Below are 17,889 nucleotides of genomic sequence, written 5' to 3' on the forward strand. Positions count from 1 at the left end.
TGTGAAGGCACCTTGTGAAGGCTTTGTGAAGGGTTTAAGAAAGGGCAGAAAAAGGGCCAGAGACAGGCGAGGCTCCTGAGGAATGACTTTTCTTCGGAACGCTCTCGCAAAGGTCAACGCGCCGCATATCTCTATGCTAAAAATCTGGGGATCAGCCCACAAGCTTGTCTAACTTTTCGTGTCTTTAACGCAATGGATATATACAGTTGCCGCTTCTATACCCTGCGATCGCTTTCTTTGGGGATAGTCAGGGCGTAAGCTAGTAACAGGCTATTAAGAAACATTGCAGGAGCCGCCCCGTGACTAACATTCTCTCCCGCCCCCGTTCGCAGCAGGTCGCCTCGCTGCCCTTGCGCACCCTCTGGGCCGACATGCTAACGGTGTTTTGGGGCGACTGGCTCGATTTACGGGTGCGTATTCCCCAGGTGGCGGCCTCGGGGCTGGTGTCGCCGTTGATCTACATTCTGGCCTTTGGCCTCGGCCTGGGCAGCGCCATCGACCAGGTGACCACACCCCCGGCAGGCGACAATTACCTGGAGTTTATTTTGCCGGGCATGGTGGCCCTGTCGTCGATGGTAATTAGCTTTGGCGGCACCACCTTCTCGATTTGCGGCGATCGCCTCTTCACCAAAACCTTCGAAGAAATGCTGCTCTACCCGGTGCATCCCCTCGCCCTGCACCTAGGCAAAATGCTGGCGGGCATTGTGCGCGGTTTAATGACAGCGGGCTCGGTCATTTTGGTGGCCATTCTCTTTACGGGGCGGTTTTGGAGCTTCATTAACCCCCTGTTTTTGCTGCTGGTGGTACTCAACTGTGCGGTGTTTGCCGGCCTAGGGGTCATCGTGGGGCTCAACGTCAAATCGCTGGAGAGCGTAGGCCTGTTCAACAACTTTTTGATTGTGCCAATGTCGTTTTTGGGCGGCACGTTTTTTGACCCCAGCACCCTGCCCATCGCCCTCAAGGTAATTGTTTACCTGCTGCCGCTGACCTATACCACCATAGGCCTACGGGCGGCGGCCTATCAGCCTTTGAGCGAGTTTCCGTGGTTTACAATTCCAATTTTGATTGTGGTGGCGGGGGTGCTGGCTGCGATCGGGGCACGCCAGTTCTCCACTCAGCAAGATTAGCCCTGGAATCTATATTTATCTGTGAACAGCGGTACCTCCGGACCCAAGGATAATGGACTGGAAGTACACTCTGATACCTGAATTTTGGATATCACTCCTTACTAATGCAAAAAGCCTCTGCCCATCCTCTGAAGTTTCAACTTTAGAAGCGACTATAGAGAGCAGCTTGAGGGCTGTTTCCCGCTTGCCATTGTCATAGGTGCGTGCAGCCATCCGCACGGTATCGGCCAGCTTCAACAGGTTAGTAGTCATAGCGGGAGAAAGGATTTGGACACTCTGGTAGGTTTCAGAGTGCCCCGATGCCTATCCCTGCATTGGTCATAGCGGGCTAATTCTTTTACTTTCAGTAATGCTACCGATCACCTTGTGCATTGAGGTCTTCATCAAAACTTTTTTCTGAGGCTTAGTCCTCGCCTCCGGACAGGGGCACTCTCAAAAAGAAGACATTAGTGCAGCTGTGTTTAAGGGGGTGTCTGCAAATGACGGGAATGCGACGAAACGATAGACGTACCACATCCGACGACAATGCCAACCGACACCCGCACGCACGACAGGCTGAGCCGACGTCGTCTAGGGAGCTGAGGCAGCTGCTTGCCAATGTGCGATCGCAACGGGATGAGGCCAAGGACCAGATTGTTGAGAAAGCGCGACAGCTAGAGGAAAGCCAGACGCTCTACCAAAAGCAATCGGAAAAGCTGCAGTCGACAATTGTTCTCTACGAGGAGCAAGAGCAAAAGCTGCAATCGACGATCGTGCTCTTTCGGGAAAGCCAGGAGCAGGCCAGTTCCTATCTGGCGCTGTATACCGAGGAGCAGGCCAGGAGCAGCGAGTTGGAGGTCAAGTACAATGAAGCCCAGCAGGAATCCCAGAACTACCTGGCGCTGTATAAGCAGATTGAGCAAGAGCTAAAAACTGAGCGGCGCTCCAAAGCCGGTATTAAAGGTTGGGAAACCCGGCGCAAGCGAGAAAATGAGCGACTGAAGCAGGAAATTGGTGATATGGCGATTGTCCTTCGCGAGTCGCTGACCAAGAAGGATCAAGCTATTAAGAGCTTGGAAGATGTAGCAGCTCGGATGGATCGGATTCAGAGGCTAGTAGATTCAGTCGATGATGAGACCGCAAGTAATCCTGTGGGGATGCTGCAAAAATTCCAGCGGATATGGGTTGCTGTGAGAGAAATTCTGGCGGAGTAAGGAGGCTACCCATGGGCAATGATTCAGTTTCGATAGTTTCAGCTTCGCAACCTGCGACTCTAGGCGATCGCCTGCGCGGCATTGCCGAGGAGCTACGGCAGGAAACGGACACGCAGATTAAAGCGACCTCCCGGATTTTGGGTGCAGCCGCCCAGATGGCCCAAAACCACGATCGGCTCATTGATGAGGTGGTAGAGATGGTCGAGGAAGATCTGGAGCGGATGGAGTCGGGTGAGGGGCAAGCGCCCTACGACGTGGCCAGTTTGCAGCAAGAATTTAAGACCCTCAAAGCGGCCAAGGCCCATTTCGGCATCAAGGCTAATGGCTGGGATGCGTTGGTAACTAAGCTAAGTCAGGCCAGCAATATCCCTGCCAGCGCTAAGAATAGAATGCCAAACGCTACCCAGGAGCCCGTACTAGAGCGGCTCAGCGCGATTGAGCGTGAGATGGTGTTTCTGCGGGGAAGCATGGAGCAGGTGATAGGCCTGCTGCAAGAACTGGTCAAGCCGTGCTAAGGGGCGCAATATACCTTCTGATGGGACGTGGCCAAGGTAGAGGCTTTACTCGTCTTTAGCCTTCAGCAGCGCTATCGATCGCGCCAATCTTGCCTGAGTTTGAGTCATTACCGGGCCGCTTAGCCTTGCCCTGGCCGAACCCAAAAACCCTAGCCCCAGAACCAGATTGCCCCCAGCCACAGCACTAATGGCCTGTAGCCACGACAGCCCCAGCGACTGAACCCAGGCAACGCTGGCCACCTCGGCCAGCACCCCCGCCGTAGTCAGCATACCAACCCCGATCGCCAGCATGACCAGGCCACCCAGCAGTCGCTGTCTTTCGTAGGTGGCCTCCTGTATGGCGACATCCAGGTGCACATCGACCAGCACAGAGCCCAGGCGCAGCACCCGCCGAATGTAGTCCTCGAGCTGATCCCAGGTGGAGGTTGAGCTAGTCACGCTTGCCTCCCAGGAGCAGGCCCAAAATAAATCCTAGCCCCAGGGCAACTAGCAGGCTGGTACCCAGGTTGCTGCGGGCTTTTTTCTCTAGCTCGGGCAGCATCTCAGCCTTAAATTCTGCGATTAGGTGCTCGGTGCGGGCTTCTAGGTCGTTTAGCAGCAGGTCAACGCTGGAGGATAGCGCGCTGCTTGCACTATCTGAGCTGGTTGAACCATCTACAGCGATCGCTGAGACTGCGGTTTGAGCCGGTTCTATCAGCCCCGCCAGCTCATCTAGGTGGCGACGAACGCGGGTTTTGGTGTGGTCCACTTCGCCGCTGATATAGTCTACGGCCAGCTCCAGGTCGCCCTTGGTCGCCCGTAGATTGTCTTCAAGCAGCTGGGGCCATTCCGATAAAATCAGCGGCACCATCGCGTCGAATTGATGCTTAAAGGCTTTTTTAGCGTGAGTAATGGTGTTTTTTTTGGCCATAGCTCAAGGCGATTCCCATAGAGGTAAGGTGGGACGGGGCGGCTGGGCCAGTGGACCAACGGTTTAAGAAGTCCGTCGTTGGCGGCGTCGCCGTCGAAACACTAGGTACAGCAGCACACCTACTACGATCATTACAAGAATTGGCACTGCGATCGCCAGTACCGAAAGAATGGTTGAGCTAACCAGTTCTGTGGTAGAAACCGCAATGTTGCCGACCGGGCCACCCGCCGCTGTCGAGGCCAGCCGCGCCAGCCCAGTAAAAGCCTGGGTGCTGCTGGCCACACCACCGCCCGCAATCAGCGCCAGGCTCCACTGCAAGAAGGGGTTGATGTCGCCACCTGTGACGGCAGCGGTGAGTACGGTACCCGCGATCGCCGCCGCTGGCAGTTCTACCGCATCCATCAGGTTGTCAACCACCGGCACGAAGTAGATCAGTATCTCAAGGGCCGTAGCGGCGGCCAGGGCCAAAATGGCGGGCGTAGTTGTCATCCACGCCATGCTGGGGGACAGGGTCAAATAGCCCTGCTGCGCCGCAAGGCCAGCGATCAAAAACGGCACCAAAATTCTGAACCCGGCGGCGGCGCTGAGGCCAATGCCAATGGCAAGGTGCAGCAGTACGTCCATAGAGACTACTCGTCTGCGCCGGAGATCAGCGGTTCTACCGGGTCTGAACCCAGCGAAAACACCTGCCCGTCGATCAGCAGGCGGGTAATGCCTTTGGCCTGTAGGTAAGGGCTGGTGGTTTGCAGCAGGCTGCCATCGGGCACCTTGACCACCCGCTGGTTGCGGCGCGAAAAGCGGCGGGCTACATTGTGGTTTTCAAACACAGGCAGGGTGCGCGAATCGCCTTCGGCCTCAGGAATTTGACCCAGATCGGCAAAGGTACGCAGGGGCAGCACCACCAGCTCCGACGAGGTGCGCTCAACGACCACGTAGCACAGGGGCGGCAGCGCATCGGCGGTGAGCGGCGAGATCTCTAGGATGCCGAGGTTGGGGGTGGCGCGATCGCTGCCTTCCCAGGCATAGCCTTCGTCATCGTCGCCCTCGTCATCGTCATCGCCGTAGTCGTCGCCGAGAACAGCGTCGTCCCAGTCGTCGTCGAGGTCGTTAGTGGCTTCAATCGTCTCGTCAGCCTCAAGCACAGCAGCGACTGGAGCCACCGCCTGAGCCGACTTCAGCACTGGGCGGGCCGGTTTTTCTGGCACCGCCGGAGCCGGGTCAGGAATCGACAGCTGTGTGGGTTCAGGCGGAACTTCAACAACGACCTCAGGCTCAGGCTCGGCTTCGACAGCGGGTGCTTCCTCCCCACTCGATCGCCGCTTGCGGGTGGGTTTAGCAGGCGGTGCCGGGGCTTTGTCAACAGCAAGTAGGGCTGGGCTAGCTGGCTCTAGATCCTCTAGTTCTAAATTTCCTGGCTCTAAATCCTCTAGTTCTAAAGTCCCTCGTTCTAAAGCTCCTGGCGCTAAATTCGCTGACTCTAAATCAGCCGCCGGAACCGACACCTCCGGGTCAGGGTCGGCAGTCTTCTGGCGACGGGGCTTAGCTTTGGCCGGAGCGTCGGCTTGGGGCAGGGCAGGGGGCACCGTAACTTTATCGGTAGTGCCGCGCTTTTGCTGAATGAGAATGCTGTACTCATCTTCGGGCAGGCTGGCCTTGAGCAAGCGACTAATGGTGCTATTACTGACCCCGTAGCGCTCCGCCAGTGTAGAGGTTGTCTCCTGGGGCTGGCGGTACAGGCTCAAGATAGATGTCTTGTCAGCCTCAGTCAGCTTTTTGGGTGCCATGCCTTGGGTTCCGTAACAATGCCATCTAATATCTTAAGGCTAATATCTCTGTAGAACCCGTCGGTGGCTCTAGCCGCGTCGCCGTCGGGGGCTGCGCCGAGAGTTTAGAGAAATTGCGTGCTCAACTACAGCACCCAAACCAAAGAACACCGCCGAAAACGTCCAAAAGACTTCCCACAGGCTGCCTTCTATGTAGGTGTCGGTGTTGACGGCGTAGGCAAAAAACATGTCGGCGATGTAAAGACAGAAGGCTGCGATCGCAATCAGTTTCCAAGACTGCGAGTAGCGACCGCCCCAAAAGGCCACCAGCAGCGTGCCCGCAATAATCAGCAGCACAACATCGCCAATCAGGTACAGCAGACCCACCCCATCGGCCAGCGGTTCGAGCACCCCATCGAGCTGCAGTACCCAATCGGGTGCCGATGAACTCTCCGCTACCGGTGGCACGGCGGGGGGCACAGCCTCAGGGGCAGCCTCAGGGGCGGCTTCGGGGGCAGCGGTTTGGGCCAGATACAGCGTTGGCGCTGGCGCACCGGGTACCACTGCCGCCTCGGCAGCCGCCAGGTTGACAAAAATTGTCAGCAAAATGCCGCCCAGACCAATGCCAACCACCATCAGCCACTGGGGCAACTCCAAATTGAGGCGTCGGGGCAGCACCGCCTTAAACATGCCTGCGGCCAAAAAAATGTAGCTAAAGATGTAAAAGAAATCGCCTAGAGATACCGCCGGGTCGAGTTCCCAGATGTTGCCCCAGAGAAAGAACATCACATTGCCCAGCACGTAGAACAGCAGCCCCAGGCCAATCCAAAACCAGACGTTGCGTCCACTGACAATTTGAGCACTGCGCCAGTTGCGAAAGCACAGCAGCCCAGACAAGAAAAACGCCCCCGTTTCGAGCAGGTTAATACCCAGCAAAAACCAGGCAGGCTGGGCACCATCTTCCCCCGGAGCCGTAAACAGCAAAAAGAACAAAAGCGTAACGACGCCCCAGGCAATACAGACCCCCACTAACAGCGGAGTCGACAAGGAACTGGCAGACGAAGGGGTTGATGACTTGCTCAAGGGTTCACTCCTAAGGAACTCAACGGCATCAGAGCCGACCAAAAACTAGCGATGGCCCCTTGAGGGGCAAACCGTGACCATCGCCACAGCAGCGCGGCCTCGGTAGAGTGCCCAGCGCAACGACTGAATTGTATCGACTCCCTCCGCCGATGGGCGGTCAGTCTGCAAGAATACGTCTGATTTAGTCGCCCAGAGCAATAATTCTTAAACTCTAGCGTCGGCCATGCGCCCGCTACGCCCATAGCTTGCCGCTCGGAGACTGCTGCAGCCACCGCCGAAACAGGGCTTGCTCGTTAGCGGTGAGGTCTTCGACCGCCTCCAGGGCGCGATCGGCAAAGTTGGCGTTACCAAAGTAGTCTTTGCCAACCCGATGGGTTTCTTCCAGGAGCCGGTGCAGGTGGTGGTCTTGCCAGGGGGGCAGCTGGGGCATGGCCAGCGGATCTACGGTGAGCAGGTTTTTCACCGCATCGGGAGTTACCGCCTGGGGAAACTTCCAGGCCGCGAACACCTTGCTAATATCGCCTTCAAACTGACGAGCCTGCTTGGCCCCCAGCAGATCTTCCACATCCATATACAGCACCTGCAGCATCAGCAGGCAGGCCTTAATATAGGTGGCCTCCGCCGGTGGGGTACCTGTATCTGGCCCCGCATCATCAAACTGATCGAGGCGAATTTTGCCCCAAATACTAAAGCGCTCGGGTTCTTCAAGCAGCACACAGGCTTTGCCCCGGTTGTCGGTCAGGTCGCGCCACAGCGCTCTGGCATCGTCTTCCTGGGCGGCGGTAAACACGCTCAGCAGCCGAAAGGTTTGCCCCTGGTACGACAAAATTGGAATTTGCTGATCTTTTTGAGGATGGTGCATCGTTTTGATGTCAACATCCTGCCGCTTGAGGATAAACATGTTATGGCCTGCTGACTCCTAACTGAGGTGAGTACCTGCAGTAGGCGGCGGCTGCAACGGTAAACCGCACCCTTATTACTGCGTCATCGTGATGGGATAAAGCTGGGCAACCCCTCGCAAATAGTGAGATCTAGAAAGTAGGTGATTTATTTTAGCGGTACTCACCGCCTTGGCAGCGTTCGCCGTTGTTTTTTCAATATTCTATTCGCCCTAGTCTGCCCTGAGAGCAACCGACACCCCCTAAAATGTAGAGTGGTTAGGTTAGGGCCATTAGCTCAGCGGATAGAGCAACCGCCTTCTAAGCGGTCGGTCGCTGGTTCGAGTCCAGCATGGCCCGTTGTTTGCTGAATCAAGGTTGCGGTCTTGGCTGAGAGTTCCTAAGGGCGGCTTACCCCAGCGCTGGTTCAAGTCTTTCACCCATGGCTTTCCCGGTCTTGAGCACTGGGCAGTGAGGGAGTGAAAACGCTACTCTGGCTATAGTTCCAAACTTAAGACAGGCAAACCCCTTTGGACGACGCAGACCTACAGGCCAAACTCAAAAAACTAGAGGCAGAACTCAACACTGGCGTGCCTCCGGCCACTTCGCGCGGGGCCGACAAACCAGCCCCTGCACCTCAAAGCTGGAGCCAACGGTTGAAGGGCAACGCGCTTTTACCTGTCTACCTGGTAGCGATTCCTTGGATACAGGAAATTGTCGACCAGGCGGTGTTTGGCGGCCGCTGGAACCTGCCCCTGCACCCCCGCAGCATCGAGGGAATACCGGGCATTTTTCTGTCGGCCATTTCTCACTCTGGCTTTGCCCACCTAATTGGCAACACGATTGGTTTTTTGATCTTTAGCTGGCTGATTTTGGCCAAAAGCCGCCGCGACTACTGGATTACCCTGCTGATCGGCTGGCTGGGCGGGGGTGTCGCGGCCTGGCTGCTTGGTCCCAGCAGCGTTCACGGCCTGAGCGGAGTGGTCTACACGCTGTTTGGCTACCTGCTGTGTATTGGCTGGCTAGAGCGGCGGGTGGTGCCGCTGCTGATCTCGATGTTTGTGCTGATTAACTACAGCTATTTCATTTTTGGCATGTTTCCTAACCAGCCGATGGTGGCCTGGTGGGGGCATTTGTTTGGGTTTTTGCTGGGCATTTTGGCCGCTTACGGGGTGTATCAGGAGCCGGAGCGACGGAAGTAGAGAGATGAGGGGATGGGGAGCGGGGGAGATGCTGCGCGTTGGCAACGACTGTCTGAGGGCAGTGACTTCACTTAGTCCTCGATCGCTAGAGATCGAGCCCCCGAAGGTTGAGCGAAGTCGAAACCTGACCACCCAACACACCATCAACCCGCGAGTCCTGACTGTTTTTGCCCGCTGCCTTGCCTAGCCCTCCCGCCAGGGCTGGAGGGAGATGCTCTGGGGCACATAGAGGGGGTGGCGGGGTTGGCCAGTGAGGTTGCGGCCTAGGCAATGGCATTGAGGGTGGAAGGCAGCCAACAGGTTGAGTACGACGCGATCGCGGCCCTGCCAGCTGCCCCAGTTTCCCCAGGCCAGCAGAATGCGATCGGCCTGGCTAGCGGCCTCGCTTAGCGCGGCGTCATTCTCCGGACCGATGGGATCGGCAGCCTGGCGCAGCACTTGGGGATGGGGGCTGCGGTAGGCGAACAGGTTGACCACCGCGATCGCTCCAAAGCCCCAGCCATTGGCCAGCCCCATGCAGCGTCGAATGGTCGGGTCGTCTACGCTACCGTCGGCCTGGCTAGGATTTAGCATGATAACGGCCAGGACGGGGGCAGCGCTCCACCGTCGACTCAGGCTGTAGCGGTAGTGACCCGTAGAGTCAAAGGTAGCCGTGCGCTCTATAGCCGAAGCCTGCAACATTTGTTTACATTGAAAGAGTGGGGCGCGGTGGTTCCAACCGTGGCAGCGCTAAGCACCCAGCACTCTACTCGGAGAACGACCGTTTTGACTATTTTCTCAACCTTTAGCCCATCGGTGCGCACTAATTTGACGGTGCTGTTTGCCGCTGGGCTATGTTTTTGGGCCGGGCTGGCCGGGCTGCTGCCGACACTGCCGCTGTTTATTGCGACCCTGGGCGGCAGCGGTCAGCAAATTGGCGTGGTGATGGCGTCGTTTGCCATTGGGCTGCTGCTGGCGCGGCCTTACCTGTCGCGGCTGGCCGACGAGCGGGGCCGTAAAGTAGTGCTGATGGTGGGGCTGAGTGCGATCGCGATCGCCCCCTTTGGCTACCTGCTGGTGCTGTTTTTGCCCCGCGCGATCGTGCCCCTGGCGCTGGCGGGCTACACCCTCAACCTCGACACCTCAATTTTGGCGCTGATGGCTATTCGCGCCTTCCACGGGCTGAGCATTGCCGCCTTTGTGGTGGCCTACAGCGCCCTGGTGCTCGATCTGGCTCCGCCCGCTAACCGGGGCGAGCTGATTGGCTACATGACTCTGGTCAACCCGATTGGCCTGGCTCTGGGGCCTGCCCTTGGCGGCTTTCTCTACGAGGCAACAGGGTTTACGACAGCGTTTTTGGCGATGGGGGTGCTGGGCATTGCCGGACTGCTGCTGGTGGCGCGGCTGCACGAGCCGTACCAGCCCCGAGACGAAGCCAAAGACGCGGGCTCAAAGGAATTTTGGGGTCAGCTGTGGAGCGGGCGGGTGCGCACTCCCGCGATAATTTTGCTGCTGGTGGGGCTGGCCTTTGGCACCATCAGCACCTTTGTGCCGCTGTACGTGCGCGAGGCGGGCCTGGCTTTGAACGTGGGGCTGATCTACAGCGCGTCGGCTATGGCCAGCTTTATGTCGCGGCTGGTGGTGGGGCGGGCCTCCGATCGCTACGGACGGGGGCGGTTCATTACCGTTAGCCTGCTGGCTTACAGCCTGGGCATGGGCGTATTTTGGCTGGCCCGCAGCACGCCGATGTTCCTGCTGGCCGGGTTTATTCAAGGGTTCGCGGGTGGCACGCTGATTCCCATGATTGCAACGCTGATGGGCGATCGCTCGACCGCTAGCGATCGCGGTCGCACCTTTGGCCTGGCCATGGTCGGCTTTGATGTGGGTATTGCCCTGGCTGGCCCTATCTTTGGCACCATTGCCGATCAGCTGGGCTACCGGGGCATTTTTGGCCTCTCGGGCGTCATGACCCTGGTGGGGCTGGTAATTTTTGTCACCGCCAATAGCAAAGATCTCGGCCACTCCCTACGGTTTGCCCTAGGACGCGGCCGAGATGTCTATGCCATAGAGTTATCCGATCCACGCTCTAGTAAGGCAGGATAACCTAGCTGTTGAGTTAAACGGGCGAGGAGGGATTCGAACCCCCGACACCGTGGTCCGTAGCCACGTGCTCTAGTCCACTGAGCTACACGCCCCTGTGCAGGCTTCTTATACTAGCATGTTCTTTTGCCAAATTTGTACCTATGACAAATAATTCTCCAGGGGCGAGTTCGTCATCGTCGGCGCTGACCCATCTCGATGCCCGGGGCCAGGCCCGAATGGTGGATGTCGCCGCCAAGCCCCAGACTGTGCGCGAGGCCGTCGCTGAGGCCGTTGTGGTCATGCAGCCCCAAACCCTAAACACGATCGAGGCAGGTAACGCCCCCAAGGGCGATGTGCTGGGCACGGCCCGCATTGCTGGCATCATGGCCGCCAAGCAGACGGCCCACCTGATTCCCCTCTGTCACCCGTTGCCGATTCAAAAGGTGGAGGTGCAGCTTACTGCCGACCAAACCCTGCCCGGCTACCGCATTCAGGCCACGGTCAAAATTAAGGCTGAAACTGGGGTCGAAATGGAGGCACTCACCGCTGCCACCGTCGCTGCCCTCACCCTCTACGATATGGCCAAGGGACTCGAAAAGGCGATCGAGATCCGCAGCATTCGCCTGCTTAGCAAAACCGGCGGTAAGTCAGGCGACTACCGAGTGGTGGAGAGCTAAATCTCGAGCATGGGCCAGTCAATAGGCCCCTGAGCAGCCTACCGTCGTTGCCCGAGCGGAGTCGAAGAAACGGCGACAAAATAAGAATTGCAGACTGTTCTTTGACTGTGGCGATCGCATGCTCATCGCTCTTATCACCGACTTTGGCACCCAAGACAGCTATGTGGGCGTAATGAAGGGGGTGATTGCAGGGATATGCCCCACGGCCCAAACCATTAACATCACCCACGACCTGCCGCCACAGGATCTCTACGCTGCTCGCTTCACGCTGCTGAGCGCCTATCCCTACATGCCACCGGGCACCGTTTACCTGGTGGTAGTCGATCCGGGGGTAGGCACCCAGCGGCGGGCCGTGGCGGTGCAGACTAGCCAGGGGTATCTAGTAGGGCCAGACAACGGCGTGCTCGGCGGTATTGTAGAAGGTACCCCCATTCTGAACGCTGTGGAACTGGCCAATGCTGAGTACTGGCGGGTTCCCCAGCCCAGCACCACCTTCCACGGACGCGACATTTTTGCCCCAGCGGCCGCACACCTAGCCAACGGCGTGCCCATCGAGCGCCTGGGGCCAGCTATCGATCCCCAATCCCTGAAAACACTGCCGCTACCTGCTCCAGTTGGCACCGCAACAGGTTGGGAAGGCGTGGTGCAATACATCGATCGCTTTGGCAATGCCGCCACCACCATTTCCGGTAGCGCGGTGGAATCTGACAACTGGACGCTGACCCTAGGAGAAACCACTCTGCTGAGCGGCAAAACCTACGGCGAAGTGCCTCCTGGGGAAGGACTAGCCCTAGTAGGCAGTCACGGATTTGTCGAAATTGCCGTCAACCAGGGCAGTGCCAAAGAGCGGTTTGGGCTAGCGGTAGGCGATTGCATTTCTATAACTCATTCACCCACTAGAGCCAAAAACAACTCACATTGACCCATCCACCCTCCTACTCTCCCACCCTCCTACTTGCCCACTCTCCCACTATCCCCCTACAGCCCGACCGCGCAGCGACCCCTGACCACTCACCTCTGGCTGAGCGTGGGTTGTCGCCACCCAGGACCGGTAATCTTCAACCAGCTGCCGTTCGATGCGGTGCTTGATGGTGCCGAGAATGCCGCTGAGGAAAGTCTTACCGGCGCGATCGAGCACGGGGTCGGGCATAAAGCGAATCGGGGGCGGCAGCTCGATGTGAATTTGCAGATCGGCGCGGCCCTGGAGTTCGGTGTAGTGGTCGTGGCGCTGGGGGGTAAGGGTGCCCTGCAACGCCATCCCAAAGGAATCGTTGACAAAGCTGAGATAGTCAGGCCCTTTGACCTGGCAGCCCACCGACTCTAGCGTTAGCGTGCCATCGGCCTGCGATCGCACCTGCAAGTCGGCAGTGGGTTCGATGCTAATGCCCAAAAACTGTAGAGGGCGCAGGCTCAGTCGATAGACGCCATCACCAATCAGCTCGATACGGCGCGGGTCGGTAATGGCCTGTACCAGGCGCTGGGGCTGCCGCAGGTAATGCTCAATGGGAATGGCCTCGTTGGGCACCCGCAGACGCAAATTTTGACTGGCGTGAAATTCTTGCATAGAAAAAACGCTACCTGAAAACGGGGTACCACCCAGGGCAGATGAAGTTTTGTAACCTATGTTTAACAATTTAGTACGTCTTTCAGGTTTCGTGAGGTTCGCCAGGCACCGTTGGGCACCCTAAACGACTTTGCACTTGTAGAGATAGGGAGATCCTCCCTGCGGAGATTCGGCTCCTACGATTTCAGCTTTTTCTGAGAGGGCGTTACATAGAGTTACTGCTTATTAAGGGGCTTGCACCCCAGGAGACCGCAATGACATTTACCCCAACTCACGTGCTGATTTCTCGCACCAAAGAGACTCCGGTGCAGCTAGTAGCTGGGCCAAAGGGCTACTGGCTCTACACCGAGGCTGAGGCGCAGAAAGACGCCACCCCCGCCTTTGAAGTTCGCCCCAAGCTGGGCATTTACTGTCGTGGGCAACAGGTGGTGGGCTTCCATCTTCAGCCGTTGACGACTCGAACCGCTGCTCATTCCGAGGCCACCCAGTTGGCCAAGTAGCTCAAGGCAAAGTCTGAATCCGATCAGCCGATGCGTAGGGATGAACTTAGCCAACCTAAAAAGAGCACCAAGAAAAAGAGCACCAATCTGTTACCTGAGGGTTCGGGCATCACTGGATACAGGTATGAATCAAAACCGCAACATCTCTTGCAGGGGCAAACAGCCGTTTGCCCCTACCTAAATTCGTGTTTCAATTCAGCAACACCCCCAAGGGTTCGATCAAAAAGCCAATTAAAAGGCCAACTAATTTGAGGTGCGATCCCATAGGGTAGATGTGATCCAAGCATTCACCAGGCTTTTTTCCTTCTTTTGAGATAAGACAATGACTAGCCATAGCTGGCAGTATTAACCCATGAATACCGTTAATACCGCCTCTCAACTCAGAAACCTAAACCGCATCCGTCGCATTAGTCGGTTGATGGATACGGCCTTCAAAATTCCCGTTTTGGGGCTAAAAGTTGGCTGGGACCCGGTGCTGGGGCTAATACCTGGGCTAGGCGATTTGATCGCCACCGCCATATCAGCCTACGTGATCGTTTTGGCAGCCCGGTTTCGTTTGCCCAGGGGCATTTTGGCGCAAATGGTCTTTAATATCGGCCTGGAAGCCGTCGTGGGCACCGTGCCGCTGGTGGGTGACCTGTTTGACGCTTTCTACAAGTCGAACGTGCGAAACTTGAAGCTGTTAGAAGCTCACCTGCAATGCGAGTCAACTGCGCTAGAAGACGCAGACGACCTCAATTTGAACAGCGTTCGAGATGGTGAAGTTTACACATGATTTGGGGAGCGATCGCAGATCTCCATGCGATCGCTTCTCGTTTTTTTTATGTATCAACCTGCCCTGCGAGGGTAACAGCGCTGGTCGTAGTCTCATAAACTGCCGTCAGATGCTGTTAAGACTGCTCAATCATGTCAATGCCTGTTCCGTCACGTCCCAGTGGGTTTCGTTTGGGATCTGGCGACGCCCCCGTGCAAATCGAGGTTTTTATCGATCTGGAATGTCCTTTTTCCAAAAAGGCCTGGCCCACGGTTCTGGCGGTCGCTAACCACTACGAGGGCGAAAGTGTCGCCATAACGGCTCACCCCATCGTGCTGTGCGACCATCGCCAGAGTTGGGATATGACTAAAGCCGTGGTGGCGATCGCGGGGAACGACCCGCAGCAGGCCTGGCAGTTTATGAGCCATCTCTATGAGCACCAGGCCGACTACGCCCAAGACGCCTTTGACCATAAAACCCGTCAAGACCTGCGCCAGCTAGTCGAAGATCTAGCCACTAAGTTTGATCCAGCCTGGAAAAACAGCGATCTGGCCCAGCAAATCAGCGATGAGAAGGGAGCAGTGGCGAGTCTGGCTAAGGCCTCTGTTCGCTACGCCATCAGTCGCGGGGTATGGTCCACGCCGACTATTTTCATCAACGGCAGCCCTGTACCTGAGCTAGAGTCAAGCTCTACGCTCAGCGATTGGCAAGCGGTTATAGACCCAATACTGTAGCCATACCTGCGCTTTGGAAACAACCTAACGGTTTAGTACAACCTGCTGAATCAAATCGGCTAGTTTTGTAGCGCTATCGGCAGTGGCTAAGCTACCGGCTGCTGCGGCCATCGAGTCTAGTTGTTGGGGCTCCGCCAGCAAATCAAGCACTAGGGCCTGAAATTCTGAGGCGACGATCTGGCTTTGGCTCAACATTAGAGCGGCGTGGGCATCAACAAAGGCTTTTGCATTGACCGTCTGGTGGTCTTCTGCCGCAAACGGGTAGGGAATCAGAATTGAGGGCGTGTGCGAAATGGCTAGCTCCGTGAGGGTGCCCGCCCCGGAGCGACCGATGGCTAGAGTTGCCCGATGCATGAGGGCGGCCATAGCGCTAAAAAAGGGGCGATGAATGTAGTGAGGGTGGCTGTAGCTATTCGCTTCGGGGTCGTTGCTGCCGGTTTGATGCACAATCCACGCGCCCGCTTCAATCCAGGCGGGGGCGGCGGCCCGCACCAGCTGGTTGACGGCGACAGCACCCTGGCTGCCGCCCACTACCACAATCAGCGGCACGCCAGCGGGAATGACGGGATCGGTTAAAACGGGCGGCTCTGGGGTGAGAAACTCGTCGCGTACGGGGGTGCCCACCACCACAGTTTTGGCCTTGGGGAGGCGATCGCGGGTGGCCTCAAAGCCCAGGGCAACGGTAGTACACCAGGGGCTCAGCCAACGGGTGACTTTGCCTGGTAGAGCATTCGACTCGTGTAGTACAGCGGGCAGGCCCAGCGATCGCGCCGCAATGATCGCCGGAGCGGCAATGTAGCCGCCAGTAGTGAATACGCCGTCAAAGTTGCCCCGCTCTAGCAGCGCGCGCACCTGCACCGTCGCTTTGCCAAACTGTCCTAAAGTTCTGAGGCTGCCCAGCCCAGCTTTGCTCTGAAACCCTCCCATGCGCACCGTATGCAGCGGGAAGTGATCGGGTACCAGGGTAGTTTCGAGGCGATCGGGCACTCCCAGCCACTCAATGCTGTAACCCTCCTGAAGCAGGGCCTCAGCGGTGGCGATCGCCGGAAATAGATGCCCGCCGGTGCCGCTGGCGGCTACCAGCAGCCGGGGCGATGCGGCCTGAGGAGCCACGGAGGTAGATGCTTGGGACAAGGGAACACCCTCGACGCTGAAAACGACTCTAACTATACCAACTCCCTGTCGGTTGATATAAGGTAGACGGAGTATTTGTGGTATCGAGGGCGGTAAGCGTGGCTAACGGTTTAATCGGACAGTGGAGCCTAGGATTGATGGCCACAGTGGCTCTGGGAACAGGGGCCCTGGGCCTTGGAGCTGGGGCGATCGCACCCGTGGCCCAGGCCAATGCAACCGTCGTCGCCCAGGCGGCCCCCGCTGAGGTGCAGCGCGTGCTCAGTGAGCTAGAGACAGCGGCCAGCGATCGCAATCTCGATGCCGTGATGGCGTTCTACAGCGAGTCGTTTTCGAGCGACACTGGCTTCGACTACGGCCAGCTGCGCCAAACCCTCGAAACCCTCTGGCAGCAGTATCCCGACATCACCTACGACATTGAGCTGCTCAGCTGGCAGGCCAATGGTCCCGATCGCTACAGCCTTGAGACTCGCACCACGGTCACCGGCACCCAAACCCGCCCCGATCGCACCCTCACCCTTACCGCCGATATCACCTCGCGCCAGCAGCTCGAAGCCGGGCAAATTACCTCCCAGGAAGTTTTGAGCGAAACCAGCCGTTTGGTGACGGGCACCAACCCGCCCACCCTGCAAGTGCAGCTGCCTACAACCCTTACTCCGGGGCAAACCTACAGCTTTGATACGATTGTGGTAGAGCCATTGGAGGGGCGATCGCTGATGGGAGTCGCCGTCGAAGAGGGCGTCACCGCCACAGACTTTTTTGAGCCGCGTCCGGTGGTCTTTGACCTGCTCAGCTCGGGCGGTCTATACAAAGTGGGCACCGCCCCTGCCGAACCCGACAGCCGCTGGGTTTCTACCGTGGTCATTCGCGAAGACGGTATGGTGGTCGAGACACGCCGGGTGCGAGTTGAGTAGCCATGGCACACAACTGGCTCGTCAGCGACGATGGCACCTATCGCGCCTTTGGCAATCCTGAAACGCTAGAGCCGGGAAAGTACTACCGCCTATATCGGTTTTTGACCGAGCTGGAAGACATTCTCGAAATTTTTCACGACGATATCAGCCGTCTGGAGGCGATCACCCCACTGGTGCGCAAGCTGCTGGTCAGTTCCTACTGGCTGCAGCTAGAGTACAGCGCTCCCGACCCCAACGTCGGCTGGAGCGTCAATTTTCTCTACCGCGAGCACCAGTTTCCGCTCACTGTGCAGATGGTGTCGTGGCTGCCGGGGCAAACCTCGCCCATTCATAACCACGGCACCTGGGGAATTGTGGCGCTGGTGGGCGGCCAAGAGCGCAACTGCCTCTGGCGGCGCAACCCTCAGCCCAACCAACCCGACCATCTGGACCTGGTGGACGAGATTACGCTTCAGCCAGGGGATGTAGTGGCGCTCACCGCCAACGCCATTCACAGCGTCGAGGCTCTCGGCAGCGAACCCACGGTGTCGTTTAACCTCTATGGCGTGACCAATTTTGCTCAGCGCTATGAGTTTGACCTCGCCACCCAAACCGCCCAGCCGTTCTAGATCAGAAACCTTCAAGATCCCGTAGGGTGGGCATTGCCCACCATCTCCCTACGGTCTGCATTACCGTCCGGCTGTCGTCTTTCCGGTCAGCGATCGCGATAGAGCATCGATCACTTCTTCTCATCCACAGTTTGTGGTGGGCAGTGCCCACTCTACATGAGAGTCGTTGAAACGCAGAAAATTGTTGGGTTTTATGCTCGGTGGATGAAAGATTTGGCAACTTGGGGTAAACTTCATCAGACTATCGGGGGGAGTGTCCGTTGGAGGGCTGTATC

22 protein-coding genes and 2 tRNA genes are annotated in these 17,889 nt (G+C 57.5%); 13 read left to right on the forward strand and 11 right to left on the reverse strand.

Annotation, left to right across the window (positions count from 1 at the left end; all coding sequences use genetic code 11):
- Positions 1 to 371 precede the first annotated feature (371 nt).
- Positions 372 to 1,127 carry an ABC transporter permease gene (locus IQ265_RS23750; RefSeq protein WP_228038401.1) on the forward strand — a complete coding sequence of 252 codons (756 nt, stop codon included), beginning with the start codon at positions 372 to 374 and terminating at the stop codon, positions 1,125 to 1,127.
- Between the two features lie 15 nt (positions 1,128 to 1,142).
- Here the strand turns inward: IQ265_RS23750 and IQ265_RS23755 are convergent, their stop codons facing one another.
- Complete coding sequence (locus tag IQ265_RS23755; RefSeq protein WP_194058203.1) at positions 1,143 to 1,379, reverse strand: hypothetical protein; 237 nt, start codon at positions 1,377 to 1,379, stop codon at positions 1,143 to 1,145.
- Positions 1,380 to 1,726: 347 nt separating this feature from the next.
- On the opposite strand from IQ265_RS23755, the gene IQ265_RS23760 reads away from it, so the two are divergent.
- Positions 1,727 to 2,320, forward strand: a complete 594-nt coding sequence (locus tag IQ265_RS23760) for a hypothetical protein (RefSeq protein WP_347405010.1) — start codon at positions 1,727 to 1,729, stop codon at positions 2,318 to 2,320.
- A gap of 11 nt (positions 2,321 to 2,331) precedes the next feature.
- Positions 2,332 to 2,835, forward strand: coding sequence for a hypothetical protein (locus tag IQ265_RS23765; protein ID WP_194058207.1), 504 nt, complete (start codon positions 2,332 to 2,334; stop codon positions 2,833 to 2,835).
- Between the two features lie 45 nt (positions 2,836 to 2,880).
- Here IQ265_RS23765 and IQ265_RS23770 read toward each other — a convergent pair whose 3' ends face one another.
- The 6 genes from IQ265_RS23770 to IQ265_RS23795 all read right to left on the reverse strand — a co-directional run bounded on the left by IQ265_RS23770 (position 2,881) and on the right by IQ265_RS23795 (position 7,492).
- A complete protein-coding gene (locus IQ265_RS23770) occupies positions 2,881 to 3,273 on the reverse strand; it encodes a phage holin family protein (RefSeq protein ID WP_194058209.1) in 393 nt (130 codons plus the stop codon).
- Positions 3,266 to 3,745, reverse strand: a complete 480-nt coding sequence (locus IQ265_RS23775) for a hypothetical protein (protein ID WP_194058211.1) — start codon at positions 3,743 to 3,745, stop codon at positions 3,266 to 3,268. Before IQ265_RS23775 ends, IQ265_RS23770 begins: the two co-directional genes overlap by 8 nt.
- Positions 3,746 to 3,808: 63 nt before the next feature.
- Complete coding sequence (locus IQ265_RS23780) at positions 3,809 to 4,369, reverse strand: DUF4126 domain-containing protein (protein ID WP_194058213.1); 561 nt, start codon at positions 4,367 to 4,369, stop codon at positions 3,809 to 3,811.
- Positions 4,370 to 4,374: 5 nt separating this feature from the next.
- Positions 4,375 to 5,529, reverse strand: a complete 1,155-nt coding sequence (locus IQ265_RS23785) for a transposase (RefSeq protein ID WP_194058215.1) — start codon at positions 5,527 to 5,529, stop codon at positions 4,375 to 4,377.
- A gap of 69 nt (positions 5,530 to 5,598) precedes the next feature.
- Positions 5,599 to 6,591 (reverse strand): hypothetical protein, encoded by a 993-nt coding sequence (locus IQ265_RS23790; RefSeq protein WP_228038377.1) that lies wholly within the window; start codon positions 6,589 to 6,591, stop codon positions 5,599 to 5,601.
- Between the two features lie 232 nt (positions 6,592 to 6,823).
- Positions 6,824 to 7,492, reverse strand: a complete 669-nt coding sequence (locus tag IQ265_RS23795) for an Npun_F0813 family protein (protein WP_194058217.1) — start codon at positions 7,490 to 7,492, stop codon at positions 6,824 to 6,826.
- 264 nt (positions 7,493 to 7,756) lie between these two features.
- On the opposite strand from IQ265_RS23795, the gene IQ265_RS23800 reads away from it, so the two are divergent.
- Together IQ265_RS23800 and IQ265_RS23805 are read left to right on the forward strand one after the other, a co-directional pair.
- A tRNA-Arg gene (locus tag IQ265_RS23800) sits at positions 7,757 to 7,829 on the forward strand.
- Between the two features lie 170 nt (positions 7,830 to 7,999).
- Positions 8,000 to 8,671, forward strand: a complete 672-nt coding sequence (locus tag IQ265_RS23805) for a rhomboid family intramembrane serine protease (protein WP_194058219.1) — start codon at positions 8,000 to 8,002, stop codon at positions 8,669 to 8,671.
- A gap of 183 nt (positions 8,672 to 8,854) precedes the next feature.
- Here the strand turns inward: IQ265_RS23805 and IQ265_RS23810 are convergent, their stop codons facing one another.
- Positions 8,855 to 9,352: a DUF1643 domain-containing protein gene (locus IQ265_RS23810; protein ID WP_194058221.1), complete on the reverse strand. Its 498-nt coding sequence runs from the start codon at positions 9,350 to 9,352 to the stop codon at positions 8,855 to 8,857.
- Between the two features lie 84 nt (positions 9,353 to 9,436).
- Between IQ265_RS23810 and IQ265_RS23815 the strand changes: the two genes are divergently transcribed.
- Positions 9,437 to 10,753: an MFS transporter gene (locus IQ265_RS23815; protein WP_194058223.1), complete on the forward strand. Its 1,317-nt coding sequence runs from the start codon at positions 9,437 to 9,439 to the stop codon at positions 10,751 to 10,753.
- Between the two features lie 18 nt (positions 10,754 to 10,771).
- Here the strand turns inward: IQ265_RS23815 and IQ265_RS23820 are convergent.
- Positions 10,772 to 10,845, reverse strand: a tRNA-Arg gene (locus IQ265_RS23820).
- A 48-nt stretch (positions 10,846 to 10,893) separates the two neighbouring features.
- Between IQ265_RS23820 and moaC the strand changes: the two genes are divergently transcribed.
- On the forward strand, positions 10,894 to 11,409 hold the full coding sequence (gene moaC / locus IQ265_RS23825) for a cyclic pyranopterin monophosphate synthase MoaC (RefSeq protein ID WP_194058225.1): 516 nt from the start codon (positions 10,894 to 10,896) through the stop codon (positions 11,407 to 11,409).
- Positions 11,410 to 11,527: 118 nt separating this feature from the next.
- Complete coding sequence (locus tag IQ265_RS23830; protein WP_194058227.1) at positions 11,528 to 12,331, forward strand: SAM-dependent chlorinase/fluorinase; 804 nt, start codon at positions 11,528 to 11,530, stop codon at positions 12,329 to 12,331.
- A gap of 48 nt (positions 12,332 to 12,379) precedes the next feature.
- Here IQ265_RS23830 and IQ265_RS23835 read toward each other — a convergent pair whose 3' ends face one another.
- Complete coding sequence (locus IQ265_RS23835; RefSeq protein WP_194058229.1) at positions 12,380 to 12,973, reverse strand: DUF1997 domain-containing protein; 594 nt, start codon at positions 12,971 to 12,973, stop codon at positions 12,380 to 12,382.
- A 254-nt stretch (positions 12,974 to 13,227) separates the two neighbouring features.
- On the opposite strand from IQ265_RS23835, the gene IQ265_RS23840 reads away from it, so the two are divergent.
- The 3 genes from IQ265_RS23840 (at position 13,228) to IQ265_RS23850 (ending at position 14,961) form a co-directional block, all read left to right on the forward strand.
- On the forward strand, positions 13,228 to 13,473 hold the full coding sequence (locus tag IQ265_RS23840) for a hypothetical protein (RefSeq protein ID WP_194058231.1): 246 nt from the start codon (positions 13,228 to 13,230) through the stop codon (positions 13,471 to 13,473).
- A 352-nt stretch (positions 13,474 to 13,825) separates the two neighbouring features.
- A complete protein-coding gene (locus tag IQ265_RS23845) occupies positions 13,826 to 14,248 on the forward strand; it encodes a DUF4112 domain-containing protein (RefSeq protein WP_194058233.1) in 423 nt (140 codons plus the stop codon).
- A gap of 137 nt (positions 14,249 to 14,385) precedes the next feature.
- Positions 14,386 to 14,961 (forward strand): thioredoxin domain-containing protein, encoded by a 576-nt coding sequence (locus IQ265_RS23850; RefSeq protein ID WP_228038379.1) that lies wholly within the window; start codon positions 14,386 to 14,388, stop codon positions 14,959 to 14,961.
- A 24-nt stretch (positions 14,962 to 14,985) separates the two neighbouring features.
- On the opposite strand, the gene murG is transcribed toward IQ265_RS23850, so the two are convergent.
- On the reverse strand, positions 14,986 to 16,095 hold the full coding sequence (gene murG, locus IQ265_RS23855) for an undecaprenyldiphospho-muramoylpentapeptide beta-N-acetylglucosaminyltransferase (RefSeq protein WP_228038381.1): 1,110 nt from the start codon (positions 16,093 to 16,095) through the stop codon (positions 14,986 to 14,988).
- Between the two features lie 137 nt (positions 16,096 to 16,232).
- Here murG and IQ265_RS23860 point away from each other — a divergent pair, with 137 nt between their 5' ends.
- Together IQ265_RS23860 and IQ265_RS23865 are read left to right on the forward strand one after the other, a co-directional pair.
- The gene (locus IQ265_RS23860; protein ID WP_194058237.1) at positions 16,233 to 17,006 is read left to right on the forward strand and encodes a nuclear transport factor 2 family protein; all 774 of its coding nucleotides are present in this window, start codon (positions 16,233 to 16,235) and stop codon (positions 17,004 to 17,006) included.
- A gap of 2 nt (positions 17,007 to 17,008) precedes the next feature.
- Positions 17,009 to 17,614 carry a cupin gene (locus IQ265_RS23865; protein ID WP_194058239.1) on the forward strand — a complete coding sequence of 202 codons (606 nt, stop codon included), beginning with the start codon at positions 17,009 to 17,011 and terminating at the stop codon, positions 17,612 to 17,614.
- The last annotated feature ends 275 nt before the right edge of the window (positions 17,615 to 17,889 follow it).

Source organism: Nodosilinea sp. LEGE 06152 (assembly GCF_015207525.1).
Lineage (GTDB): Bacteria > Cyanobacteriota > Cyanobacteriia > Phormidesmidales > Phormidesmidaceae > Nodosilinea.